Annotated in this window: 13 protein-coding genes and 1 tRNA gene; 10 read left to right on the top strand and 4 right to left on the bottom strand. The window is 65.8% G+C overall.

Annotated elements, in window-relative coordinates:
• Nucleotides 1-147: 147 nt before the first annotated feature.
• The gene (locus ACNHKD_RS18105; RefSeq protein WP_442754876.1) at nucleotides 148-1,401 is read right to left on the bottom strand and encodes a methyltransferase domain-containing protein; all 1,254 of its coding nucleotides are present in this window, start codon (nucleotides 1,399-1,401) and stop codon (nucleotides 148-150) included.
• A gap of 262 nt (nucleotides 1,402-1,663) precedes the next feature.
• Here ACNHKD_RS18105 and ACNHKD_RS18110 point away from each other — a divergent pair, with 262 nt between their 5' ends.
• From ACNHKD_RS18110 to ACNHKD_RS18130, 5 genes are all read left to right on the top strand, one after another.
• Entirely contained in the window at nucleotides 1,664-2,881 is a 1,218-nt protein-coding gene (locus tag ACNHKD_RS18110) for a 6-phosphofructokinase (protein WP_442754877.1), read from the top strand.
• A gap of 407 nt (nucleotides 2,882-3,288) precedes the next feature.
• Nucleotides 3,289-4,554 (top strand): ATP-dependent Clp protease ATP-binding subunit ClpX, encoded by a 1,266-nt coding sequence (gene clpX, locus ACNHKD_RS18115; protein WP_442754878.1) that lies wholly within the window; start codon nucleotides 3,289-3,291, stop codon nucleotides 4,552-4,554.
• 301 nt (nucleotides 4,555-4,855) lie between these two features.
• Nucleotides 4,856-7,282 (top strand): endopeptidase La, encoded by a 2,427-nt coding sequence (gene lon, locus ACNHKD_RS18120; protein WP_442754879.1) that lies wholly within the window; start codon nucleotides 4,856-4,858, stop codon nucleotides 7,280-7,282.
• Between the two features lie 293 nt (nucleotides 7,283-7,575).
• Nucleotides 7,576-7,857 carry an HU family DNA-binding protein gene (locus tag ACNHKD_RS18125; RefSeq protein ID WP_442754880.1) on the top strand — a complete coding sequence of 94 codons (282 nt, stop codon included), beginning with the start codon at nucleotides 7,576-7,578 and terminating at the stop codon, nucleotides 7,855-7,857.
• Between the two features lie 142 nt (nucleotides 7,858-7,999).
• Nucleotides 8,000-8,075 (top strand) — tRNA-Val (locus tag ACNHKD_RS18130).
• Between the two features lie 93 nt (nucleotides 8,076-8,168).
• On the opposite strand, the gene ACNHKD_RS18135 is transcribed toward ACNHKD_RS18130, so the two are convergent.
• Nucleotides 8,169-9,512 carry an erythromycin esterase family protein gene (locus ACNHKD_RS18135; protein WP_442754881.1) on the bottom strand — a complete coding sequence of 448 codons (1,344 nt, stop codon included), beginning with the start codon at nucleotides 9,510-9,512 and terminating at the stop codon, nucleotides 8,169-8,171.
• 283 nt (nucleotides 9,513-9,795) lie between these two features.
• Here ACNHKD_RS18135 and ACNHKD_RS18140 point away from each other — a divergent pair, with 283 nt between their 5' ends.
• From ACNHKD_RS18140 to trxA, 3 genes are all read left to right on the top strand, one after another.
• The gene (locus ACNHKD_RS18140) at nucleotides 9,796-10,476 is read left to right on the top strand and encodes a hypothetical protein (RefSeq protein ID WP_442754882.1); all 681 of its coding nucleotides are present in this window, start codon (nucleotides 9,796-9,798) and stop codon (nucleotides 10,474-10,476) included.
• A gap of 47 nt (nucleotides 10,477-10,523) precedes the next feature.
• The gene (locus ACNHKD_RS18145) at nucleotides 10,524-12,059 is read left to right on the top strand and encodes an acyl-CoA carboxylase subunit beta (RefSeq protein ID WP_442754883.1); all 1,536 of its coding nucleotides are present in this window, start codon (nucleotides 10,524-10,526) and stop codon (nucleotides 12,057-12,059) included.
• 657 nt (nucleotides 12,060-12,716) lie between these two features.
• Nucleotides 12,717-13,037: a thioredoxin gene (gene trxA / locus ACNHKD_RS18150; protein WP_442754884.1), complete on the top strand. Its 321-nt coding sequence runs from the start codon at nucleotides 12,717-12,719 to the stop codon at nucleotides 13,035-13,037.
• 103 nt (nucleotides 13,038-13,140) lie between these two features.
• Here trxA and ACNHKD_RS18155 read toward each other — a convergent pair whose 3' ends face one another.
• Nucleotides 13,141-14,439, bottom strand: coding sequence for an MgtC/SapB family protein (locus tag ACNHKD_RS18155; RefSeq protein WP_442754885.1), 1,299 nt, complete (start codon nucleotides 14,437-14,439; stop codon nucleotides 13,141-13,143).
• A 103-nt stretch (nucleotides 14,440-14,542) separates the two neighbouring features.
• Between ACNHKD_RS18155 and ACNHKD_RS18160 the strand changes: the two genes are divergently transcribed.
• Nucleotides 14,543-15,715, top strand: a complete 1,173-nt coding sequence (locus ACNHKD_RS18160; RefSeq protein WP_442754886.1) for a pyridoxal phosphate-dependent aminotransferase — start codon at nucleotides 14,543-14,545, stop codon at nucleotides 15,713-15,715.
• A 6-nt stretch (nucleotides 15,716-15,721) separates the two neighbouring features.
• Here ACNHKD_RS18160 and ACNHKD_RS18165 read toward each other — a convergent pair whose 3' ends face one another.
• A complete protein-coding gene (locus ACNHKD_RS18165) occupies nucleotides 15,722-18,751 on the bottom strand; it encodes an Rne/Rng family ribonuclease (protein ID WP_442754887.1) in 3,030 nt (1,009 codons plus the stop codon).
• A 730-nt stretch (nucleotides 18,752-19,481) separates the two neighbouring features.
• Between ACNHKD_RS18165 and ACNHKD_RS18170 the strand changes: the two genes are divergently transcribed.
• Nucleotides 19,482-20,750, top strand: coding sequence for an N-acetylmuramoyl-L-alanine amidase (locus ACNHKD_RS18170; RefSeq protein WP_442754888.1), 1,269 nt, complete (start codon nucleotides 19,482-19,484; stop codon nucleotides 20,748-20,750).
• The last annotated feature ends 247 nt before the right edge of the window (nucleotides 20,751-20,997 follow it).

A 20,997-nucleotide genomic window follows, 5' to 3' on the forward strand; every position in this document is an offset into this window, starting at 1 on the left:
TTACCCGCGCCTGCCCTCTTAAAGGACTTTCGCTCGCTCCTTGAGCGTTCTCCCCCGACTTGGACCGCTGTCGGACAGCGGTCCCTTTTCTTCCTGCGACGCGATCGCTTCCAAAGGTTTAGAGCGCTTTCACGCGAAAGGGCCGGTTCACGCTTTTCGCAGGGCCGGCTTGCGCCCTTCCAGCCGGCCGAAATTTTCGTAATGAGCCAAGGGGTTCATGCCGCTCGCCGCGACATCTGGGTTGCATGCCAGATATAGGCGGGTGGAGAAATAGGGTCCGGGATCGAAGCCCAGTTGCGCGCCATGGAGCAGGTAATGCGTGGCCGCGTCGGCGACGCCATAGGCCCGCGCATAGAAAGCCGGATCGAAAAAGACGGAATCGCAGACAGCCAGATATTGCCTGACAAGCGTCGCGCTCCGGCGCTGTGAGAACAGCCTCAGCGCCCGCGCCCAGACCCATGGCGCGTTCAGACCGATGCGGCGATATCGCGCGCGCATGTAGTCGAAGATCTTCGCATCCTGCCCGCCGCCCTCCTCGGCGACCGCGTCGCGCAGGAAGCGCTGGCGCGCGGCGTAATAAGCGCCGGTCTCTTCCGCCGAGAAGGTCTTGTAGCCCTCATGGCGGAGATGGACATAAAACTCGGACGCCGTCGTATCCGTCACCTCTTCCACCGCGAAGGGCGAGAGGCCCAGGAAATAAAGATCCGAAAGAAGCAGGCGGAAGCTGCTTGGCGTGAAGACCCAGCAATGGACGTCGCAATAACTCTGGTCCGCGGCGTCGCGCTTCCGGTTCCAGGCGGCGAAAGCCTCGTGCAGCGCCGGCGCGACGGTGATCTTTTCAGGGTCCGAGCCGAATAAGAAGGTGATTGTGGAATTCTCGCCGTCGCCCCAGCTCGCGATCGAGCCGTCCTGGTCGAAGATCTGGGCGTGAGTCGGCCGCTCGCGCCCCTCGAAATAGGCGTCGATCCAGGCCGACAGGCTGGTGCGCGCGCGGAAGAAATCAAAGCAGGCGCGCCTGTCCGGGAGCGCCATGGAGAGATAGCCGCCCTTCTTAAGCACGCGGCCGCAGGCCTGCAGGAAGGCGATCGGGTTGGGAAGATGCTCGAAATTATGCGAGGAGACGACATAGTCGACGCCGGCGACGCCCTTTTCGCGCAGAAGCGCGTCGATATGCACGGCGCTCCCGACGAGATCGACCGTCTCGATCAGACCAACTTTTTCCTCCGACAGGCTCGGATCCAGCCGGGCGCGCCGCTTGACGGTCTCCGTGTCGAAAACGTCGAGCGACAGGCAGTTATAGCCGTCGCGCTTGGGCGCCAGCGGAGAAAAATAAGGACCGATTTCGACGCCCCGCGCATCTTTAGAAACATGTTTAAGAAGCTCACTCTGACGATTCATCATCCCACCGGCGAAAAGAAGAGGCGTCCGCCAAGGGCGCGGGCGGGCGCTGATTTTGGGGCCGCAAAGGCCTGTCTATATAGAAATCCGTTGTCTTTGATAATAAGAGTGTCCGCGCGGCCAAACCCGTTTCCTCTTGTTGAGGAAATTGCGGCTACATTCACGCTGGGCCCAAGCCGCCCGCCCGGCCTCCCGCACGGGAAGCCCTCGTCGCGCGCCCCGCGCGGGAGACGCGAATTCGGCAGCACTTGGACAGGAGCTTCGCGTGTCGTCCATTGATTTCTCCAAAGTCGTCGTCGCACAGGGCGGCGGACCGACCGCCGTCATCAACCAGTCGCTCGTCGGGGCGGTGCTGGAATCGCGCAAGTTTCGCGAGGTCGAGCGGGTCTATGGCGCCTTCCACGGCGTGCGCGGCATCGTCAACGAGGATTTTGTCGATCTGACGCAGGAGACCACGCACAACCTCGAAATGGTCGCGAACACGCCCTCCTCCGCCCTGGGCTCCACCCGCGACAAGCCGGACCTGAAATATTGCCAGGAGATCTTCAGGGTCCTGCGCGCCCACGGCGCCGGCTGTTTCTTCTACATCGGCGGAAACGACTCGTCCGACACCGTCCGCATCGTCTCCGAGGAAGCCAGGAACGCCGGCTATCCGCTGCGCGCCGTCCACATCCCCAAGACCATCGACAACGATCTGATGGTCAACGACCATACGCCCGGCTTCCCGTCGGCGGCGCGCTGGGTGGCGCAGGCCTTCGCCGGCGCCAATCTCGACAACTGGGCGCTTCCCGGCGTCTATATCGCCGTCGTCATGGGCCGCCACGCCGGCTTCCTCACCGCCGCCTCGGCGCTCGGCAAGAAGTTTCCCGACGACGGCCCACATCTCATTTACGTGCCGGAGCGGGCTTTCGTCGTCGAGAAATTCCTCGCCGACGTGAAGGCCACGATGGAGAAATATGGCCGCTGCGTCGTCGCCGTGTCGGAAGGCGTTTGCGACGAAAACCATGTGCCGATCGCGGAGAAGCTCGCCGGGCAGGTGGAGCGCGACGCCCATGGCAATGTGCATCTCGGCGGCGGCGGCCTTGCCGACGAGCTGACCGAACTCGTCAAGAAGCGCCTGGGCTTCAAACGCGTGCGCGCCGACACGTTCGGCTATGTGCAGAGGAGCTTCGTCGGCTGCGTTTCCGACGTCGACCAGCGCGAGGCCCGCGAAGTGGGTGAAAAGGCGGTCCAATACGCGATCTGGGGCGACCGCGACGGCTCCGTCACCATCCACCGCACGGGCTTTTATTCCGTCGACTACCAGCTCACCCCACTTGAACAAATCGCGGCCAAAACAAAAGTGATGCCGGACGAGTTCATCAGCCCCTGCGGCACGGACGTGACCGACGCCTTCCGTATGTATCTGCGCCCGCTGCTCGGCAGCGGCATGCCGGACGCCTTCCGGCTGAGGCTCAACAGGGTCCCCAAGATCCTGACCTAGGCGCGTTTCGGAAAGCGCGAAACCGGTTTCGCATGAGGCGCGCTAAGTCTTTAGAGTCGGACGCGTTTAGGCGATTCCGGGCGATCCGCCTTAAACGTAAACTCGATATGGAAGGCTGACGGCTCTCCCCGGCCGGAGGGTGGGCCGGAGCGGGGGGCGCCGTTCTTGCTAACCCCAAGATTTGTGACAAGGTTGCAAATCCGGGCGCGCCTAAAATAAAGTAGGAGGGCGCGGAGGAGAGAGCGTCCCGCGCGGTTCGACGGGCGCCGGAGCATGCGCCAGAAAGGCGCGGCCATCAAGAGAGGGAGAGAGGCGAGACGCTCCTCTCCACCTTTTGTTAGGTCAGGGCCGGTAGATCATATGTTTGGATCGATTCGCACGGCGGGTTGGTTCATCGGGAGAAAATCATGAGCAAAGTCGGCGGCGGCGATTCCAAGAATACGCTTTACTGCTCGTTTTGCGGCAAGAGCCAGCATGAAGTCCGCAAGCTCATCGCCGGCCCCACCGTCTTCATCTGCGACGAATGCGTCGAACTCTGCATGGACATCATCCGCGAGGAGAACAAGTCCTCGCTGGTCAAGCAGCGCGACGGCATCCCGACGCCACGCGAGATCTGCAAGGTTCTGGACGACTATGTGATCGGCCAGGCGCAGGCGAAGCGCGTCCTCTCGGTCGCGGTCCATAACCATTACAAGCGCCTCAACCACGCCACCAAGCACGGCGACGTCGAGCTGGCCAAATCCAATATCCTGCTGATCGGCCCGACCGGCGTCGGCAAGACCATGCTGGCGCAGACGCTCGCGCGCATTCTGGACGTGCCCTTCACCATGGCGGACGCTACGACGCTGACGGAAGCGGGCTATGTCGGCGAGGATGTCGAGAACATCATCCTGAAGCTTCTCCAGGCCTCCGACTACAATGTCGAGCGCGCCCAGCGCGGCATCGTCTATGTCGACGAAATCGACAAAATCTCGCGCAAAAGCGACAATCCCTCCATCACCCGCGACGTCTCGGGCGAGGGCGTCCAGCAGGCGCTGCTCAAGATCATGGAGGGCACTGTCGCCTCCGTGCCGCCGCAGGGCGGGCGCAAGCATCCGCAGCAGGAGTTCCTGCAGGTCGACACGACCAACATCCTGTTCATCTGCGGCGGCGCTTTCGCCGGCCTCGAGAAGATCATCTCCGCCCGCGGTCGTTCGACCTCGATCGGCTTCGGCGCCAATGTGCAGGCGCCCGACGAACGCCGCACGGGCGACATCTTCCGCCAGGTGCAGCCGGAAGACCTCCTCAAATTCGGCCTCATCCCCGAATTCGTCGGCCGCCTGCCGGTCATTGCGACGCTCGAGGATCTCGACGAGGACGCGCTCAAGAAAATCCTCACCGAACCGAAGAATGCTCTGGTCAAGCAGTATCAGCGTCTCTTCGAGATGGAGAATGTCGAGCTGACCTTCCAGGACGAGGCGCTCACCTCCGTCGCCCGCAAGGCGATCGAGCGCCACACCGGCGCGCGCGGCCTGCGCTCGATCATGGAGGGCATTCTGCTCGACACCATGTTCGATCTGCCCGGCCTCGAAGGCGTCGAACAGGTCGTCATCGGGCCGGAAGTCGTTGAAGGCAAAGCGCGGCCGCTGTATATCTACGCGGAGCGCAGCGAGAAAAGCGGCGCCAGCGCTTAGTGCGCGCGCCGCCGCCCCAATTTACGCGACGGCGGCGGGGGGTCTCGCGCCCCTCTTTCACGCCGTCCTTGAATCGCCAGTTTGAGTATCCCATTTCCTGCGTTAACGGGGCCGTGCGGGCTGTTACGCCGCCGCTCCGGCGGCGCTTGGACGCGTGAGCGAGCGTCCCTGCGGCCAAGGTCTGGCTGGGAGAGGTCGAATCGCCACGGCCTAAGTCTTGCTAGTTCCGACTGATACTCCGTCGCTCGCATTTTTCGCATTGCCGCCTCGCGGGATGCGCAAACGAAAGCAGGACACGAAGATGAGCAATGAAAAGCGCGACGCCATAACGCCGGGAGCCATCGAGAGCTACCCCGTCCTTCCCCTGCGCGACATCGTCGTGTTCCCTCACATGATCGTGCCGCTCTTCGTCGCGCGCGAGAAGTCGATTCGCGCGCTCGAGGAGGTCACGAAGAGCGATCGCCTGATCCTGCTCGCGACGCAGAAAAACGCGGGCGACGACGACCCGGCGACCGACGCCATCTATTCCATCGGCACACTGGCCTCCGTCCTGCAGCTTCTCAAGCTGCCCGACGGCACCGTGAAGGTGCTCGTCGAGGGCGTGGCGCGCGCCGCCGTGCGGAACTATTCGCGCGCCGACGACTTCTACGAAGCCGACGCCGAGGCGCTCGCCGACGACGCCGGCAATCCGGTCGAGGCCGAGGCGCTGGGCCGCTCGGTCATCTCCGAGTTCGAAAGCTATGTGAAGCTCAACAAGCGCGTCTCCTCGGAGATCGTGGGCGCGGTTACGCAGATCGAGGATTTCTCCAAGCTCGCGGACACGGTCGCCTCGCATCTCTCCGTCAAGATCGCGGACAAGCAGGACGTGCTGGAGACGCTCAACGTCGCCCGCCGCCTCGAAAAGTGCCTCTCGCTGATGGAAAGCGAAATCTCGGTCCTTCAGGTCGAGAAGCGCATCCGCACGCGCGTCAAGCGCCAGATGGAGAAGACCCAGCGCGAGTACTATCTCAACGAGCAGATGAAGGCGATCCAGAAGGAGCTGGGCGACGAGGACGGCAAGGACGATCTCGCCGAGCTCGAGGAGCGCATCAAGAGCACCAAGCTTTCCAAGGAGGCGCGCGACAAGGCCACCGCCGAATTCAAGAAGCTGCGCCAGATGTCGCCCATGTCGGCCGAAGCGACGGTCGTGCGCAATTATCTGGACTGGCTGCTGTCGATCCCGTGGGGCAAGCGCTCCAAGGTCAAGCGCGACCTCCAGCAGGCGCAGGACGTGCTCGACGCCGAGCATTTCGGCCTGGAGAAGGTCAAGGAGCGCATCCTCGAATATCTCGCCGTGCAGAGCCGTGCGAACAAGCTCACCGGCCCGATCCTCTGCCTCGTCGGCCCGCCCGGCGTGGGCAAGACCTCGCTGGGCAAGTCGATCGCCAAGGCGACGGGGCGCGAATTCGTGCGCATGTCGCTCGGCGGCGTGCGCGACGAGGCGGAGATCCGCGGACATCGGCGCACCTATATCGGCTCGATGCCCGGCAAGATCATCCAGTCGATGCGCAAGGCCAAGACCTCCAACCCGCTCTTCCTGCTCGACGAGATCGACAAGATGGGCATGGACTTCCGCGGCGATCCGTCGTCAGCGCTGCTCGAGGTGCTGGACCCCGAACAGAACCAGACCTTCAACGACCATTACCTCGAGGTCGATTACGACCTGTCGAATGTGATGTTCGTGACGACGGCGAATACGCTGAACATCCCCGCGCCGCTGATGGACCGCATGGAGATCATCCGCATCGCCGGCTATACGGAAACCGAGAAGCTGGAGATCGCGCGCAAGCATCTGATCCCCAGCGCCGTCCACAAGCACGGCCTCGCGCCGGAGGAATGGATGGTGACGGAAGACGGTCTGCTGGAGCTCATCCGCCGCTACACCCGCGAAGCGGGCGTGCGCAATCTCGAGCGCGAAGTCTCCAACCTCGCCCGCAAGGCGGTGAAGGAGATCCTGCTCAAGAAGACGCAGAAGATCGTCGTCACGGCGGAAAACATCTCCGACTATCTGGGCGTGCCGAAATATCGCTACGGCCAGGCGGAGCTTGAGGATCAGGTGGGCGTCGTGACAGGCTTGGCCTGGACCGAGGTTGGCGGCGAGTTGCTGACGATCGAAGGCGTGATGATGCCCGGCAAGGGCAAGATGACCGTCACCGGCAATCTGCGCGACGTGATGAAGGAGTCGATCTCGGCGGCGGCGTCCTATGTCCGCTCGCGCGCCGTCGACTTTGGCGTCGAGCCGCCGCTTTTCGATCGCCGCGACATCCATGTGCACGTGCCGGAAGGCGCGACGCCGAAGGATGGCCCTTCGGCGGGCGTGGCGATGGCGACGGCCATCGTCTCGATCGTCACCGGCATTCCGGTGCGCCGGGATATCGCCATGACCGGCGAAATCACGCTGCGCGGCCGCGTGCTGCCGATCGGCGGCCTGAAGGAGAAGCTGCTCGCGGCGCTGCGCGGCGGCATCAAGAAGGTGCTGATTCCCGAGGAGAACGCCAAGGATCTGGCGGAAATCCCGGACGCGGTGAAGAACGGGCTCGAAATCGTGCCCGTGGCCCGCATGGAGGAAGTGCTGCAGCACGCCCTCGTCTCCCAGCCGACGCCGATCGTCTGGGAAGAGGACGCGGCGGCGCTCGGCAAGCGAGCCGCCGCCCTGGCGGATGACGACGCCGGCGTGCGTGCGCACTGATCGCTGTTCATCGCCTGTCTCGACAAGGAGCCTCGTCCCTCGGACGGGGCTCTTTTTTGTCGCGCCGATCTGCGGCGTCTCCAATAAAAAGCCGCATTTTCCACGGGTTTCCCTCAGTGCAACGGTTGATTCTCCCGGTTTTCCGGCATTTTTTGAGGGCCTATTGCGCCAATCCCTTGCCTTTCCAATGATTCGGACCCAACACTCGCGCTCGCTACGCGCCGACGATTCGAGCCGCCGCCATTCTCGCGGCGATCGCCGGCCTCGCAGCGCGCTAAAAGAAGGAAAAGGCCATGAACAAACTGGAACTGGTCGAGCACGTCGCCAACGAGACGGAATGCTCGAAGGCTGCGGCGGCGGCTGCGATCGACGCCGTGATCGACGGGATCACCATGGCGCTCAAGAAGGGCGATGAGGTGCGCCTCGTGGGTTTCGGCACCTTCTCGGTCAAGAAGCGCGCCGCCGGCAAGGGCCGCAATCCCGCCACGGGCGAGGAAATCAAGATTCCGGCCTCCAAGAGCGCCCGCTTCAAGCCCGGCGCGACGCTGAAGACCGCGCTCAACAAGACCAAGTAAGGCGCCGGACAAGGTTTCTCGGGCCCGCGCACGGCCGTCGGGCGCCTCCGGCGGCCGTTCCGTTTCTCGGCGCAAGCGCCGCTTGCCTCCCGCGCGCGCCCTCACTAAAACCGTGCGCGCGCCTCCTCCCGGAGGGCGGCAAGGGCGGTTAGCTCAGCTGGTAGAGCATCTCGTTTACACCGAGAATGTCGGGAGTTCGATCCTCTCACCGCCCACCAGACCTTCCCTTACGCCGGAGGATTTCCTGCGCAAAACGGACGCGCGCGTCGCAGCGGGAATCCTGCCGGCCCGGCTTCTTCATAAGCCGCGCCTCAAAGTCCGAAGGGGTAGGTCTCGGGCGCGCCCTGCGGACGGGCGGCGGGGAGCGGCGTTACCGCCCTCGTCTCCTCGATCCACAAAAAAGCGTCGAACTGCTCCGCGAGCACAGCCTCGAAATAGTGGCTCAGCAATTCGCTCTCCGGGCGGTAGACGACGCCGATGGCGCGCTCGAGCATGGGTTCGCTCAAGGCGTCGGCAAGCGCCGGATCGCGCCGCCGCCGCCAATCGGTCAGGGAGCGCGCATGGCCCGTCTTGCGGAAGGCGTATTCGTAGCTGTCCTCGCGCGCCGGCCGCACGCTCTTCACCTCCATCGGCCCGCCCCAGTCGCTGGCGGCGGCGACCGTCCCGCGATCGGCGCCGAAGCCGATGAGTACGGCTTCGTTTCCGAAGGACGCGCGGCAAAGCTCGCCGATGTTGAATTCCCCCGCCCATCCCATGGCGGTCGCCGCCGCGTCGCCGATATGGGAATTATGCGCCCACACGACGGCCTTCGCTGAAGGCCCGCGATGCGCGAGAAGGGCCTGAAGCGTTTCGAACATGTGGCGGTCGCGCAAATTCCAGGACTCGCGCGAACTCCGATACATCAGCCTGTAATATTGCTCCGCCGCGCGGACGATGCGCGCGTTCTGGGCGGCGTCGAAGAAGGCCTCGCCGTCTTTCTTCATATAGTCCAGCCGCTTCGCCAATAAGCCGACGAGCTGCGCTGCGGCCTCGTCCTCGCATGGCCGCCGCCACCCCCGCAGCACGGCTTGCCCGTAGTCGGCCGGCTCGTCCTGCCAGGGCGTGAGGCAGGCGTAACGCCGGCGGGCGATCGCCGCGGCCTGCGGATCGACCTGGTCCAGATAGCCCACGACCGCGTCGATAGAGGCGCTAAGGCTGTAGACGTCGAGGCCATGGAAAGACACCCGGCGCTCGGGCGGCCTGTGCGCATTGTGGTCGCGCAGCCAATCCAGAAAGGCCGCGACTTCCACATTGCGCCACATCCATGTGGGGAAGCGCGTGAAGGCTTCCCCGGAGACTGGCTTGGGAGCGTGATGGCGGACGAAATGATCTATGCGCGCGGCGTCCGGCCAGTCCGCTTCGACGGCGACGATGTCGAAGCCATGCCGCGTGACCAGCTCGCGGGTGATGGCCGCGCGCGCCCAATAGAATTCGGACGTGCCGTGCGTCGCCTCGCCCAGCAGCACGATGCGCGCATCGCCGTAACGATGGAAATATCGGCCGAACTCCTCTGTCTTTTCGGGCGGCGGGAGAGGTTCGGCCGCGCTGGCGAGCGCGCGGGTGATCGCCGAACGGACTTCATCGCGACGCAGCGTCGTCGAGGCGATCGGCGCCATGAGCCCCTCCTCTTTATTTGTGTAGGCCGTACCGAAACGGCCGCCGCGCGACCTTGTTCCGGGTTTGGCGCGCGCGGCCGCAAAGCGGGGCGCGGCGGCTTGACGCGGCGCCCGAGCCCTTTTAACTCGGCGTCCGAGAGGCGTCCGTCCGGCGGCGGCGCTGGCCAAGGACCCTCCGGCCGCAGCATCCCGCCGCCTCGCGGCGCAGCGCGAAAGTCCTTTTCCGCTCGCCATTTGGGAATTAGGGTGGGTCCGGCGGGGGATTCACGAGGTGCGGGCGACCATGCAGAAATTGAGGACCTTGGCTCTTGTCGCGCTTGGTCTTGTCGCGCCGGCTTTTTTCCCCTGCAGCGGCGCCCGCGCGGAAGACATGAACTTCCGCGTCGTCGGTCTCGATTCGGGAAATTGCGGCGCCCGCTGTCCACAGGTCATCGCCGCGCAGGGCGAGATCGGGGAAGGAACCCCGGACGCCTTCCTGAACTTCGTCAGAGAGAATGTCGGCGGCGGCAATCTGCACGGAATCGTGCTGCTCGATTCGCCCGGCGGGAAAGTCGTCGCCTCCATGGAGCTCGGCCAGGCGCTGCGCCGGCTGGGCATGGCGGTGATCGTCGCGCGCCCCGCCGCCGAGCAGGCGTCGCAAAACATGGCGCTGGTGTCGGGACGATGCTATTCGGCCTGCGTCTACGCGCTGATGGGCGGCAAGAGGCGGGTCATCCCGCCCCAGAGCCGCGTCGGCATCCATCGCATGTTCAACTACTCGACGAGCTTCGACTTCTCGGAAGGAATCGTCCGCGAGCGCAATTATGACGACGGCGGCATGCGCGCCATGCTCGCCCGCTATGCGAGCGGCATGGGCGTGAGCCCCGAGCTCGTCAATCTCGCCGAGCGCACCTCTCCGGATCAGCTCTACATGCTGACGAGCGCCGACATCGCGCGCTGGCGGCTGGGCTCGCGCAAGCTTTGATTTGCGCGTAAGCAGGACACGACGAACGACAAGAAGCAGGGTTGGACATGAAACATATTCTCGACGGGCTCGAACAGCGCCGCGCTTCGGCGCGTCTCGGGGGCGGCCACAAGCGCATCGAGGCGCAGCATGCGCGCGGCAAGCTCACCGCCCGCGAGCGCATCGAACTCCTGCTCGATCAGGGCTCGTTCGAAGAATTCGACATGTTCGTGACGCATCGCTGCACGGACTTCGGCATGGACAAGGGCGAGAAGACCTCCGGCGACGGCGTCGTCACGGGCTGGGGCACGGTCAATGGCCGCGCGGTGTTCGTCTTCGCCAAGGACTTCACCGTCTTCGGCGGCTCGCTCTCCGAGACGCACGCCCAAAAGATCATCAAGCTGCAGGACATGGCGCTGAAGAACCGCGCGCCGATCATCGGCATTTTCGACGCCGGCGGCGCGCGCATCCAGGAAGGCGTCGCGGCGCTCGGCGGCTATGGCGAGGTCTTCCAGCGCAACGTGCTGGCCTCGGGCGTGATCCCGCAGATTTCGGTCATCATGGGCCCCTGCGCCGGCGGCGACGTCTATTCGCCTTCCATGACGGACTTCATCTTCATGGTGCGCGACACGAGCTACATGTTCGTGACGGGTCCCGACGTCGTGAAGACCGTCACCAACGAGACGGTGACGGCGGAGGAGCTCGGCGGCGCCTCGGTGCACACCACCAAGAGCTCCATCGCCGACCGCGCCTATGACAATGACGTCGAGGCGCTCCTGCAGATGCGCCGCCTCATCGACTTCCTGCCCGCCAACAACGCCGAGACGCCGCCGGACTGGCCGAGCTTCGACGATGTCGATCGCCTCGACATGTCGCTCGACACGATCGTTCCCGATAATCCGAACAAGCCCTACGACATCAAGGAGCTGATCACGAAAGTCGTCGACGAGGGCGACTTTTTCGAGATTCAGGAAGCGCACGCGAAGAACATCGTCGTCGGCTTCGGCCGCATCGAGGGCCGCACGGTCGGCTTCGTCGCCAACCAGCCCATGGTGCTCGCGGGCGTGCTCGACATCGACGCCTCCAAGAAGGCCGCGCGATTCGTCCGCTTCTGCGACTGCTTCAACATCCCGATCGTCACCTTCGTCGACGTCCCGGGCTTCCTGCCCGGCACGGCGCAGGAATATGGCGGGCTCATCAAGCATGGCGCGAAACTGCTCTTCGCCTATGCGGAAGCGACGGTTCCGAAGGTCACCGTCATCACGCGCAAGGCCTTCGGCGGCGCCTATGACGTCATGTCCTCCAAACATCTGCGCGGCGACGTCAATTACGCCTGGCCGTCGGCGCAGATCGCCGTCATGGGCGCAAAGGGCGCCGTCGAGATCATCTTCCGCGCCGACCTGGGCGATCCCGAGAAGATCGCGCAGCGCACCAAGGAATATGAGGACCGCTTCCTTTCGCCCTTCGTCGCGGCCGAGCGCGGTTACATCGACGAGGTGATCATGCCGCATTCGACGCGCAAGCGAATCGCCCGCGCGCTGGCCCTGCTCCGCCACAAGGAGCTGGAGAACCCCTGGAAAAAGCACGATAACATCCCGTTGTAAGCGGTTTCGCAAATTGCAGCTTCTAAAGCGCTTTCGCGAAAAAGCGGGAACCGGTTTTTCGCATGGAGCGCGCTCTGAACCTTTGGAATTCGATCGCGTTGCCTGCGTTCAGGCGATTCCGCCTGATGGCCGCGCGATCCGGCGGGCGCGGCGTTGAGCCGCGCTTTTTCGTTTCGATTTGAAACGACTTAGCTGGAAGTAATTGCCCAAATGGAGGGCGCCCGACTCGAAATTTCGACAGAGTGCACAATTTCGAGTGACAGCCCTTTTATTTTGGCATAATGTCCCCCTCGCCAAGTTGGTTGGGTAAGCCTAAGCGTTTAAAGCGTTTAGCCTTTCAATTCCCAGCAACGGTCCAAGTCGGGGAGGACGCCGGAGGGAACGCGACTCGCGTATGGCTCGACGAACGAGCTGCTGCGAGCGGTTTATCGAAGCGCTAAAGACTTCGGGACCAGGCGTTCAATCCGGTTAAAGGACAGGGTGCCAAAGAGTGGGGAGCGGCCGGGCCGTCCCCGCTCTTTGTGTTTAAGGGGGTATTATAGAGTTTCTCTCTAAGCCCATAAAACGCGCTGCCGAGCCGACGCCGCGACCGCTGCTTGACGGGGGCCGGTCCCGTTCCTACGTTCCGTCCGAATTCGCAAAAACGAAAGTCCCCGCATGGCAACGCAGAAAATTACCGACGCCACTTTCGAACAGGAAGTGCTGAAGTCCTCCGAGCCCGTCGTCGTCGACTTCTGGGCCGAATGGTGCGGCCCCTGCCGCATGATCGCGCCCGCGCTGGAAGAGATCGCCGCGGAGATGGAGGGCAAGGTCAAGGTGGTCAAGCTCAATATAGATGAAAACCCCGCCGTCGCCTCGAAGCTTGGCATCCGCTCGATCCCGACTCTCATCGTCTTCAAGGACGGTAAGGCCGCCGCGCAGAAGGTCGGCGCCGCGCCGAAAGGCGAACTCTCCCGCTGGATCGCCGCCGCGATCTGATGTGATCATGGCGAGCCTGATGGCCTGCGGTCCGGACGACAGTCGGACCGCAGCTGTCAGGCTCGCATTTTTGTGACGCGCGGCGCTCGGCGAGCGCGCCCTTTTACAGGCCCGGCAGCGCCGGAAGAAGGAGCAGCGCGGCCAGCCCCGCGCCCAGCGCGAGCGTGGAGGCCAGGGCGAAGCGCCACCCCATGGCGACGCCGCCGACCGCCCAGCTGATCCCCGTTTTCACGATCGTATTGGAAAAAATCGCCAGCAGGACGGAGAGCGCCGCAGCACGGACGCCAATCTCGTTCGTCCCCTGGCTCGCCATGGCGAGCGAGATGGCGTCGACGTCGGCGATGCCGGAGACAAGCGCAAGCAGATAGGCGCCTGAGCTGCCCGCAAATCTGGTCACGATCTTGGAGAGGATCATCACGGCCGCAAGCAGCGCGCCGAATTTCAGCACCGCCGGCAGATCCAGCGGATTGCCGATCGTCAGCGGATTGCGCTCGGGGTCCGCTTCCGCGACGCTGCGCCACATCAGCACGCCGGCGGCGAGAAAATAGACGAACCCGACCGCGATGAGCGGGGCCGCGAGGCGCAGGGCGAAGTCGGGATTCACGACGCTCAGAATGGCGAGCACGCGCGGCGCCATTACCGCATTGGCGAAAATCGCGCCCGCCGCGAGCGCGTTCGTCTGCTCGGGCTGCTCGGCGCATAGCCGCGATATCGCCGCTGTCGCCGCGGTGGAGGATGCAAGCCCCCCGGCCATGCCCGCGACCGCGACGCCTCGCCGGTAGCCGACGAGCCGCACGGCGACATAGCCGGCGAAGGAGACCACGCCGATCAGCACGATCATGAGCCAAAGAGCGTGCGGATTGATCGCGCCCCAGCGGTCAACCGCCTCGTCCGGCAGCACCGGCAGCAGAATGAAGCTCATAGCGAGAAGGACGAGCGCCGAGCGCAGCTCGATCCAGGTGAGCCGCTCGATCCATCCATGCAGCAAGGCTTTGAGCGCCAGAAGGGCGGTCGTCGCGACGGCCGCGGCGGCGGCGGCCAGCCGGTCGCCAACGACTGCGTAGGCGCCGAGCGCAAAGGCGAGCAGCACGCCGATGAGCGTCGTCGCCCCGAATGTCTGATTGTGCACGGTCTCGCGGTAGCGGAACAGTCCGACGAGGGCGCCGAACAGAAGGAAAGCGGCGCCGAGCGCCAGCACGCCGCCGTCATGCGCGAACTGCATGGCGATGGCGCCCCAGACGCCGCCGAGCAGCGCCGCGAGCCCATGTGTGCGCAAGCCCGCCGCCCGGTCGCCTTCCTGCTCCTCTCGCGTGCGCCAGCCGCGCTCGAGCCCGATGAGCAGGCCGATCGCCAACGCGACGGAGAGTCGCTGGATCAGTTCGGCCGTGCCCGTTTCATACATGCGAAAGGCTTTCTCGCAGGCCCTGAGAACTCGCGCGATATGCGAGGCTGCGTTACAGACTATCGTGATAACGCTCAAATCTTACCAGTTCGGAAGCCGCGTAATGTCCCGTCTCCGCCCCTCCCGTCGCTCCGCCGTCGCTCCCTTCCTGGCGATGGACGCTTTGCGCGAGGCGAGGGCGCTGGAGCGCGCCGGGCGCCAGATCGTCCACATGGAGCTCGGCGAACCGGGCGCGCCCGCCCCTCGGCTCGTGCGCGCGGCGGCGGAGGCGGCGTTGCGGGAGGGGAGGCTCGGCTATGGCGAGGCGATGGGCGATCCGCGGCTGCGCAAAAGAATCGCCGCGCATTACGCCGCCCGTTACGGGGTAGAGCTCCCGCCCGACCGCATTATCGTCACGACCGGCTCCTCCGGCGGCTTCATGCTGGCGCTTCTCGCCGCTTTCGACGCCGGCGCGCGCATCGCCGTCACAGCTCCGGGCTATCCGGCCTACGCCAATATTCTCTCTTCGCTGGGAATCGAGCCGGTTCCGCTTGAGGTCGGCGACAAGACGCGCTTTGCGCCCACCGCCGCCATGCTGGAAGCCGCCCACCGTGAAAAACGGCTCGACGGCGCCCTGTTCATGAGCCCGGCTAATCCGACCGGGGCGGTGACCGAGAAGGAAGAGCTCGCGCGCATTTGCGCCTTTTGCGACGAGGCGGGAATCGTCTTCATTTCCGACGAGATCTATCACGGCCTCGAATACGGCGCCCCCGCCGAAACGGCGCTGCGTTTCACGCAGAACGCCATCGTGGTGAACTCCTTCTCGAAATACTACGCCATGACCGGCTGGCGGCTTGGCTGGCTCGTCGCGCCGGAAGGCCTCATGCGTCCGCTGGAACGCCTGCAACAGTCGCTCGCGATCTGCGCGCCGACCATCTCGCAGGCGGCGGCGCTCGCGGCCTTCGACGCGACGGACGAGCTGGAGGAGAACCGCGCCGCCTATGCGCGCAATCGCGCATTGCTGCTCGATCGCCTGCCGGCGATAGGGCTCGACAAATTCGCGCCGCCCGACGGCGCCTTTTATATTTATGCCGACGTCTCGGCCTTCACGGCGGACTCGATGGACTTCTGCAAGCGTCTGCTGGTTGAGGCGGGCGTCGCGGCCACCCCTGGCCTGGATTTCGATCCGGGCCGGGGGGCGGCGACGATCCGCCTCTCTTACGCCGGCGCGGAGGCCGATGTCGCGGAAGGCGCAGCGCGGCTCGGGGCTTGGCTCGCGGCCCAGCCCCGGCGCTGACCTCTCTTACTGACCGAAGGGCGTTCGCACCTTCTGCCACCAGCCGCCCTTTTTGGGCGCGGCCGGATCGGCCTGGGTGATGACCACCTCGGTCGCCTTGCGCGCAGGCGCGGGCTCGGCCACCTCCGCAGCCGGGGCCGTTTCGGCCGCCGGCGCGGCTTCAGGGGCCGGCTCGAGCTTCGGAGCCTCGGCTTTCAGCGTTTCGGATTTCGGGGCTTCGGCCTCGACAGGCTCAACCGCCTCGGCCTCGACCTTTGGCGGCTCGCTCGTCACCGGCGTCTCCGGCGCAGCCTCGGCGAGGGGCGCGGGCGCCTCCGCTTCAGCCGCCAAATCCGGCATATGCGCCTCGCGCGCCGAGACAAGGCCGTCGAGAGCCTGCGCCCCCTCGTCGAGCGGGAAGAGGGCGGTCGGGTCGCGGAACTCCTCCGGCAGCGGGGCGGAACGGCGCCAGCGGCCCGGACCGCGGCTGCGGCCGCGCGGCTCACGCGGTTCGCGCGGCTCACGGGGTTCGCGGGGCGCCGGCTGGCCCTCGATTTCCGCCATGAAGGCGAGGCCTTCGTCCGACGGCTGCTCGGCGCCCGGCGCCATCGGCTCGCCATTGCCGTTCTGACCGCCACGGCCGCGGCGGCGGCGGCGGCGGCGCGCGCGCGGCGCGCCATCCTCGCCCTCTTCGCCATTGAAGCGGCGCGGCTCCCGCCCCTCCCGGCGGCCGCCAGCGCGGACCTCCTCCTCGCCCTCGGCGCCTTCCTCCTCGGCGGACGCCTCCTCTTCGATGATCTCCTCCTCGATCGGCTCGGCGCGGATCGAGTCGACGCGCAGCGGCGCGGGCGTCGATGACATTCGGGGGCCCGACGCGAGTTCGCCCCGCTCCAGCGCGTGGTAGTTCGCGCCGGTCAGCGTATCGTCCGCGGCGACGGTGATGTGGACGCCGAAACGGTTCTCCAGCGCCTGGAGATGGGCGCGCTTCTGGTTGAGGATGTAGAGGGCGACGACGGCGCGGGTGCGTAGCGTCACGTCGTGCGACGCGCTCTTGAGCAGCGCCTCCTCCAGCACGCGCAGCACGTGCAGCGCGATGGAAGCGGTGGAGCGCACATGGCCGGCGCCCGCGCAATGCGGACAGGGAACGGTCGAGCCTTCCACCACGCCGGCGCGAATGCGCTGGCGCGACATTTCCAGGAGGCCGAAATGGGAGATGCGGCCGACCTGGATGCGGGCGCGATCGTTCTTGAGCGCGTCCTTGAGCCGGCGCTCGACGGCGCGGTTGTTGCGGCTTTCCTCCATGTCGATGAAGTCGACCACGATCAATCCGGCGAGGTCGCGCAAGCGAAGCTGGCGAGCGACTTCGTCAGCCGCTTCGAGATTGGTGCGCAGCGCGGTGTCTTCGATATTGTGCTCGCGCGTCGAACGGCCCGAGTTCACGTCGATCGCGACCAGCGCCTCGGTCTGGTTGATGACCAGATAGCCGCCGGACTTCAGCGTGACGTGGTTGGAGAACATGGCGTCGAGCTGCGCCTCGACCCCCGCCTCCGCGAAGATCGGCACGGGTTCGCGATGCTGCTTCACATTCTTCGCATGGCTCGGCATGAGCATGCGCATGAAGTCCTTGGCCTCGCGATAGGCGTCATCGCCGGAGACGACGATCTCCTCCACGTCGCGGCCATAGAGATCGCGGATGGCGCGCTTGATCAGCGAGCCTTCCTCATAGACGAGGGTCGGCGCCGAGGAGCGCAGCGTCAGCTCGCGCACGCTCTCCCAGAGCCGGAGAAGATATTCGAAGTCGCGCTTGACCTCGGCCTTTGTGCGCGTCGCGCCGGCCGTGCGCAGGATGACGCCCATTCCTTCCGGCACTTCGAGGTCGTGGACGATCTCCTTCAGACGCTTGCGGTCGGCGCCGTCGGTGATCTTGCGGGAAATGCCGCCGCCGCGCGCCGTATTGGGCATCAGCACCGAATAGCGGCCGGCGAGCGAAAGATAGGTGGTGAGCGCCGCGCCCTTATTGCCGCGCTCCTCCTTCACCACCTGGACGAGCAGAACCTGGCGGCGCTTGATGACTTCCTGAATCTTGTACTGACGACGCGGACGCACGACGCGGAACGGAGCCTCGTCCATGGCGTCGCCGCCGATATGCTCGACATGCTCCTCCTCGTCGTGCTCGTCGTCCTCGTGATCCTCGTCGTGCGATTCGCGCGACGGCGCGCGGGCCTCGACGGCTTCTTCCTCACCGTCGCCGCTCTCATCGCCTTCGTCCGCCTCTTCGCGCTCGCGCTCCTCGTCGCGCTCGTCCTGGCGGCGCGCCTTCAACTCATGGTCGGGGGCCGGCGTCTCTTCGGTGAATTCCTCGGGCGAGCCCTCCTCGACCGAGCCGAAGCCCGCCGGGTCGACCGAAATCGTTTGGTGCGGCTCCTCGGCGCCCGGCTCGGCGATTTCCATCGCCTCGACGGCCTCCGCCTCAACCTCGACGTCGGTGGGGGCGGCGGCCTCCGAAGCGGGGGCTTCGGGCGCAGCCTCGACCGCGGCGCCAGCCGGCCCCTCGACCGTCTCGTCTTCCCGGGCGCTTTCGGCGGAAGCGTCCTCGACCGGCGCTTCGAGATCCTGCGCGGCCTCGATCAGGGCCTCGACGTCGACGGGCTCGCTGACCATGGCCTCGTCGACGGCGGCGCGCTTCTCCGCGCCCTCGTGCTGACGACGGCGCGAACGGCGGCGCCCGCCGCCATGCGGGCGGTGCTCTTCCTCCTCATGCTCGCGGTGGGCGCGGCTCTCTTCCTCGAGCAGCGCCTGTCGGTCGGCGACGGGGATCTGATAGTAGTCGGGATGAATTTCGGCGAAGGCGAGAAAACCGTGGCGGTTGCCGCCGTAATCGACGAAGGCGGCCTGGAGCGAGGGCTCCACGCGCGTGACCTTGGCGAGATAGATATTGCCGCGAAGCGGTTTTTTGTCGGCAGCCTCGAAGTCGAATTCCTGAACGCGATTACCGCGTAACACCACCACCCGGGTTTCCTCCGGGTGGGAGGCGTCTATAAGCATTTTGTTGGCCATGGGGGACTCTTTGGGGCGTCGCGCGCGCGACGGCCGGCGGGGGGCGCCGCTGTCCGATCAGGGACGCCGCGACCGCTCGGCGCCGCGCGAAGGCGCGGACGCTTGTTGTCGGAGATAGGGGGAAAGGCCTGGGGCCTGCAACGCACTGGCCGGCGCGACCGCCGGCGGACAGATCGCCTGAGCCAAACGCCGCACGCCCGTCGAAGTCGGGATTGGAGGCGGATGGCCGAACAACATGACGATCCCGGGCGCGACCGTCGCCGGCGCCACGGCCCGCGTGGAAGAAACCAAGACGCGCGCGAAGTAAGCGGGCCCACATCGCGCGGTCGAACCGGGCGAGGCGAACCTTCGCAGCTGCGCATATCATGGTCCTGGCCATGAGATCGTCAAAAAACCTTTCGCGACGCCCGAAGGCGGCGAGTATGCGTCACAACCGGCCAAGGCCGCGCGTGACGAAGGACGTCAGCCCGTCCTGGAAATCTGCTGGCCCGATTTTGAAAGGCGCTTGCCGTCGGGCTGCGTCAGCGGACTCCCACAGAGCGCAAATCCTTCATAGCGGGCGCCCGCCAAACGCGCAAGCGCCGCAGATGCGACGATTCGCGCCGGAAGCGCAGTCGGAGCGGCCATGGGCCGACATGAACGCGGAAGCTAACCTTCCCTTAAGGGACGCGCTTACAAAATGGTTTATACAACTGTGACGCGTTGATGAAATTTTTGCGAGACCTTGGCCATGACTCAGCCGCCTTTCCGTCGAATTGCGACCCGCGGAGCGCTCGCGGCCGCCGGTGCGGCCGTTGCGGGTCTCGGCGTCGTCAGCTTCGGCCTGGCGCTGGCGGCGGAGCCGGCCGCGCCGGTCTCCGCGATTGCGAGCCGCGTCGAGACGGCCGCCGACCATGTGCGCCTCGCGATCGACCTGACCGGAGCGGTCAAGCCAACCGCCCATGTCGTCGCCAATCCCGCGCGCGTCATCGTCGACCTGCCGGAAGTCGCCTTCCGGATCGACTCCCGCAACAGCCGCGCCCCGGCGGGCTCCAAGCTCCTCAAGTCGTATCGTTACGGGCAGTTCGCGCCCGGACGTTCGCGCGTCGTGATCGATCTCGCGGCGCCGGCGCGAATCCTGCGAGCCGAGACCGAGCCCGCACGCGACGGCGCGCGCCTCGTCATCGAGCTCGCGCCGACCTCCGAGGCCCATTTCAACGCCGCGGCCGCCGAAAGCGCCGCCGAGCTCGCGCGCTCCGAGCCCGCCCCCGCTGCGCCCGCGCAGCCGGCGCCAGCCTCGGACAAGCCGGTCGTGGTCATCGACCCCGGCCATGGCGGCGTCGACATGGGCGCGACGGGCAAGCATGGCGAGCAGGAAAAGGCGATCGTCTTCGAATTCGCCCGGGCGCTCGTCGCGAAGGTCGAAGCCGGCGGCCGGCTGAAGGCCGTTCTCACGCGCAGCGAGGACGTGTTCCTCCCTCTCAATGAGCGCGTCCGCATCGCCCACCAGAACAATGCGGCGCTCTTCCTGTCGATCCACGCGGACACGCTGGCCGAGGGGCATGTCGAAGGCGCGACGGTCTACACGGGCTCCACCAAGGCTTCCGACGCGGAGGCGGCGCGCATCGCCGAGAAGGAAAATCTCGCCGACGCGGCCGCCGGCCTCGACAGCAGGGAGGACGTCGAGCGGGTCGGCGACATTCTCTTCGGGCTCGCCCAGCGGGAGACGCGCGCCTTCAGCGCCCAGTTTTCCCAGGCGCTGATCGCCCGCTGGAAAGAGGCGGGAAGCCTCAACAAGAACCCCGCCCGCTCCGCAGGCTTCGTGGTGCTGAAGTCTTACGACGTGCCGTCCGTGCTGCTCGAGCTCGGCTATCTGTCGAGCGAGAAGGATCTGGCGCGGCTCACCTCGCCCGAATGGCGAGACCGCGCCGCCGGCAAGACCGCCGAGGCGATCGAGGCCTTCTTCGCAGCCCGCCTGCGCGAGGCCCGCGCCCCCGCCGCGCCGCCGCGCCCACAATAAAACACAAAATCGCGTCATTTGTCGCGCCTCTGGATGGAGACGGCCCGCTCCCTCCACAATCGGTGACGACCTGGCGCGACGCGGTCCGGCCGCGAGGGCGGCGCGCGGCGATAGGCCAAAAGTTACTGGATCGGCGGGCGTTGGCGATGCTAAAGCAAAGCTGGCCATTTGGCGGACGACGGGTGTTTTCCGTTTCGAGTTGAACCCATCCGGACAAAAATTCACGCGCGCGGGCGTCGAACGCCGC

The sequence above is a fragment of the Methylocystis sp. JAN1 genome (assembly GCF_052186135.1).
Lineage (GTDB): Bacteria > Pseudomonadota > Alphaproteobacteria > Rhizobiales > Beijerinckiaceae > Methylocystis.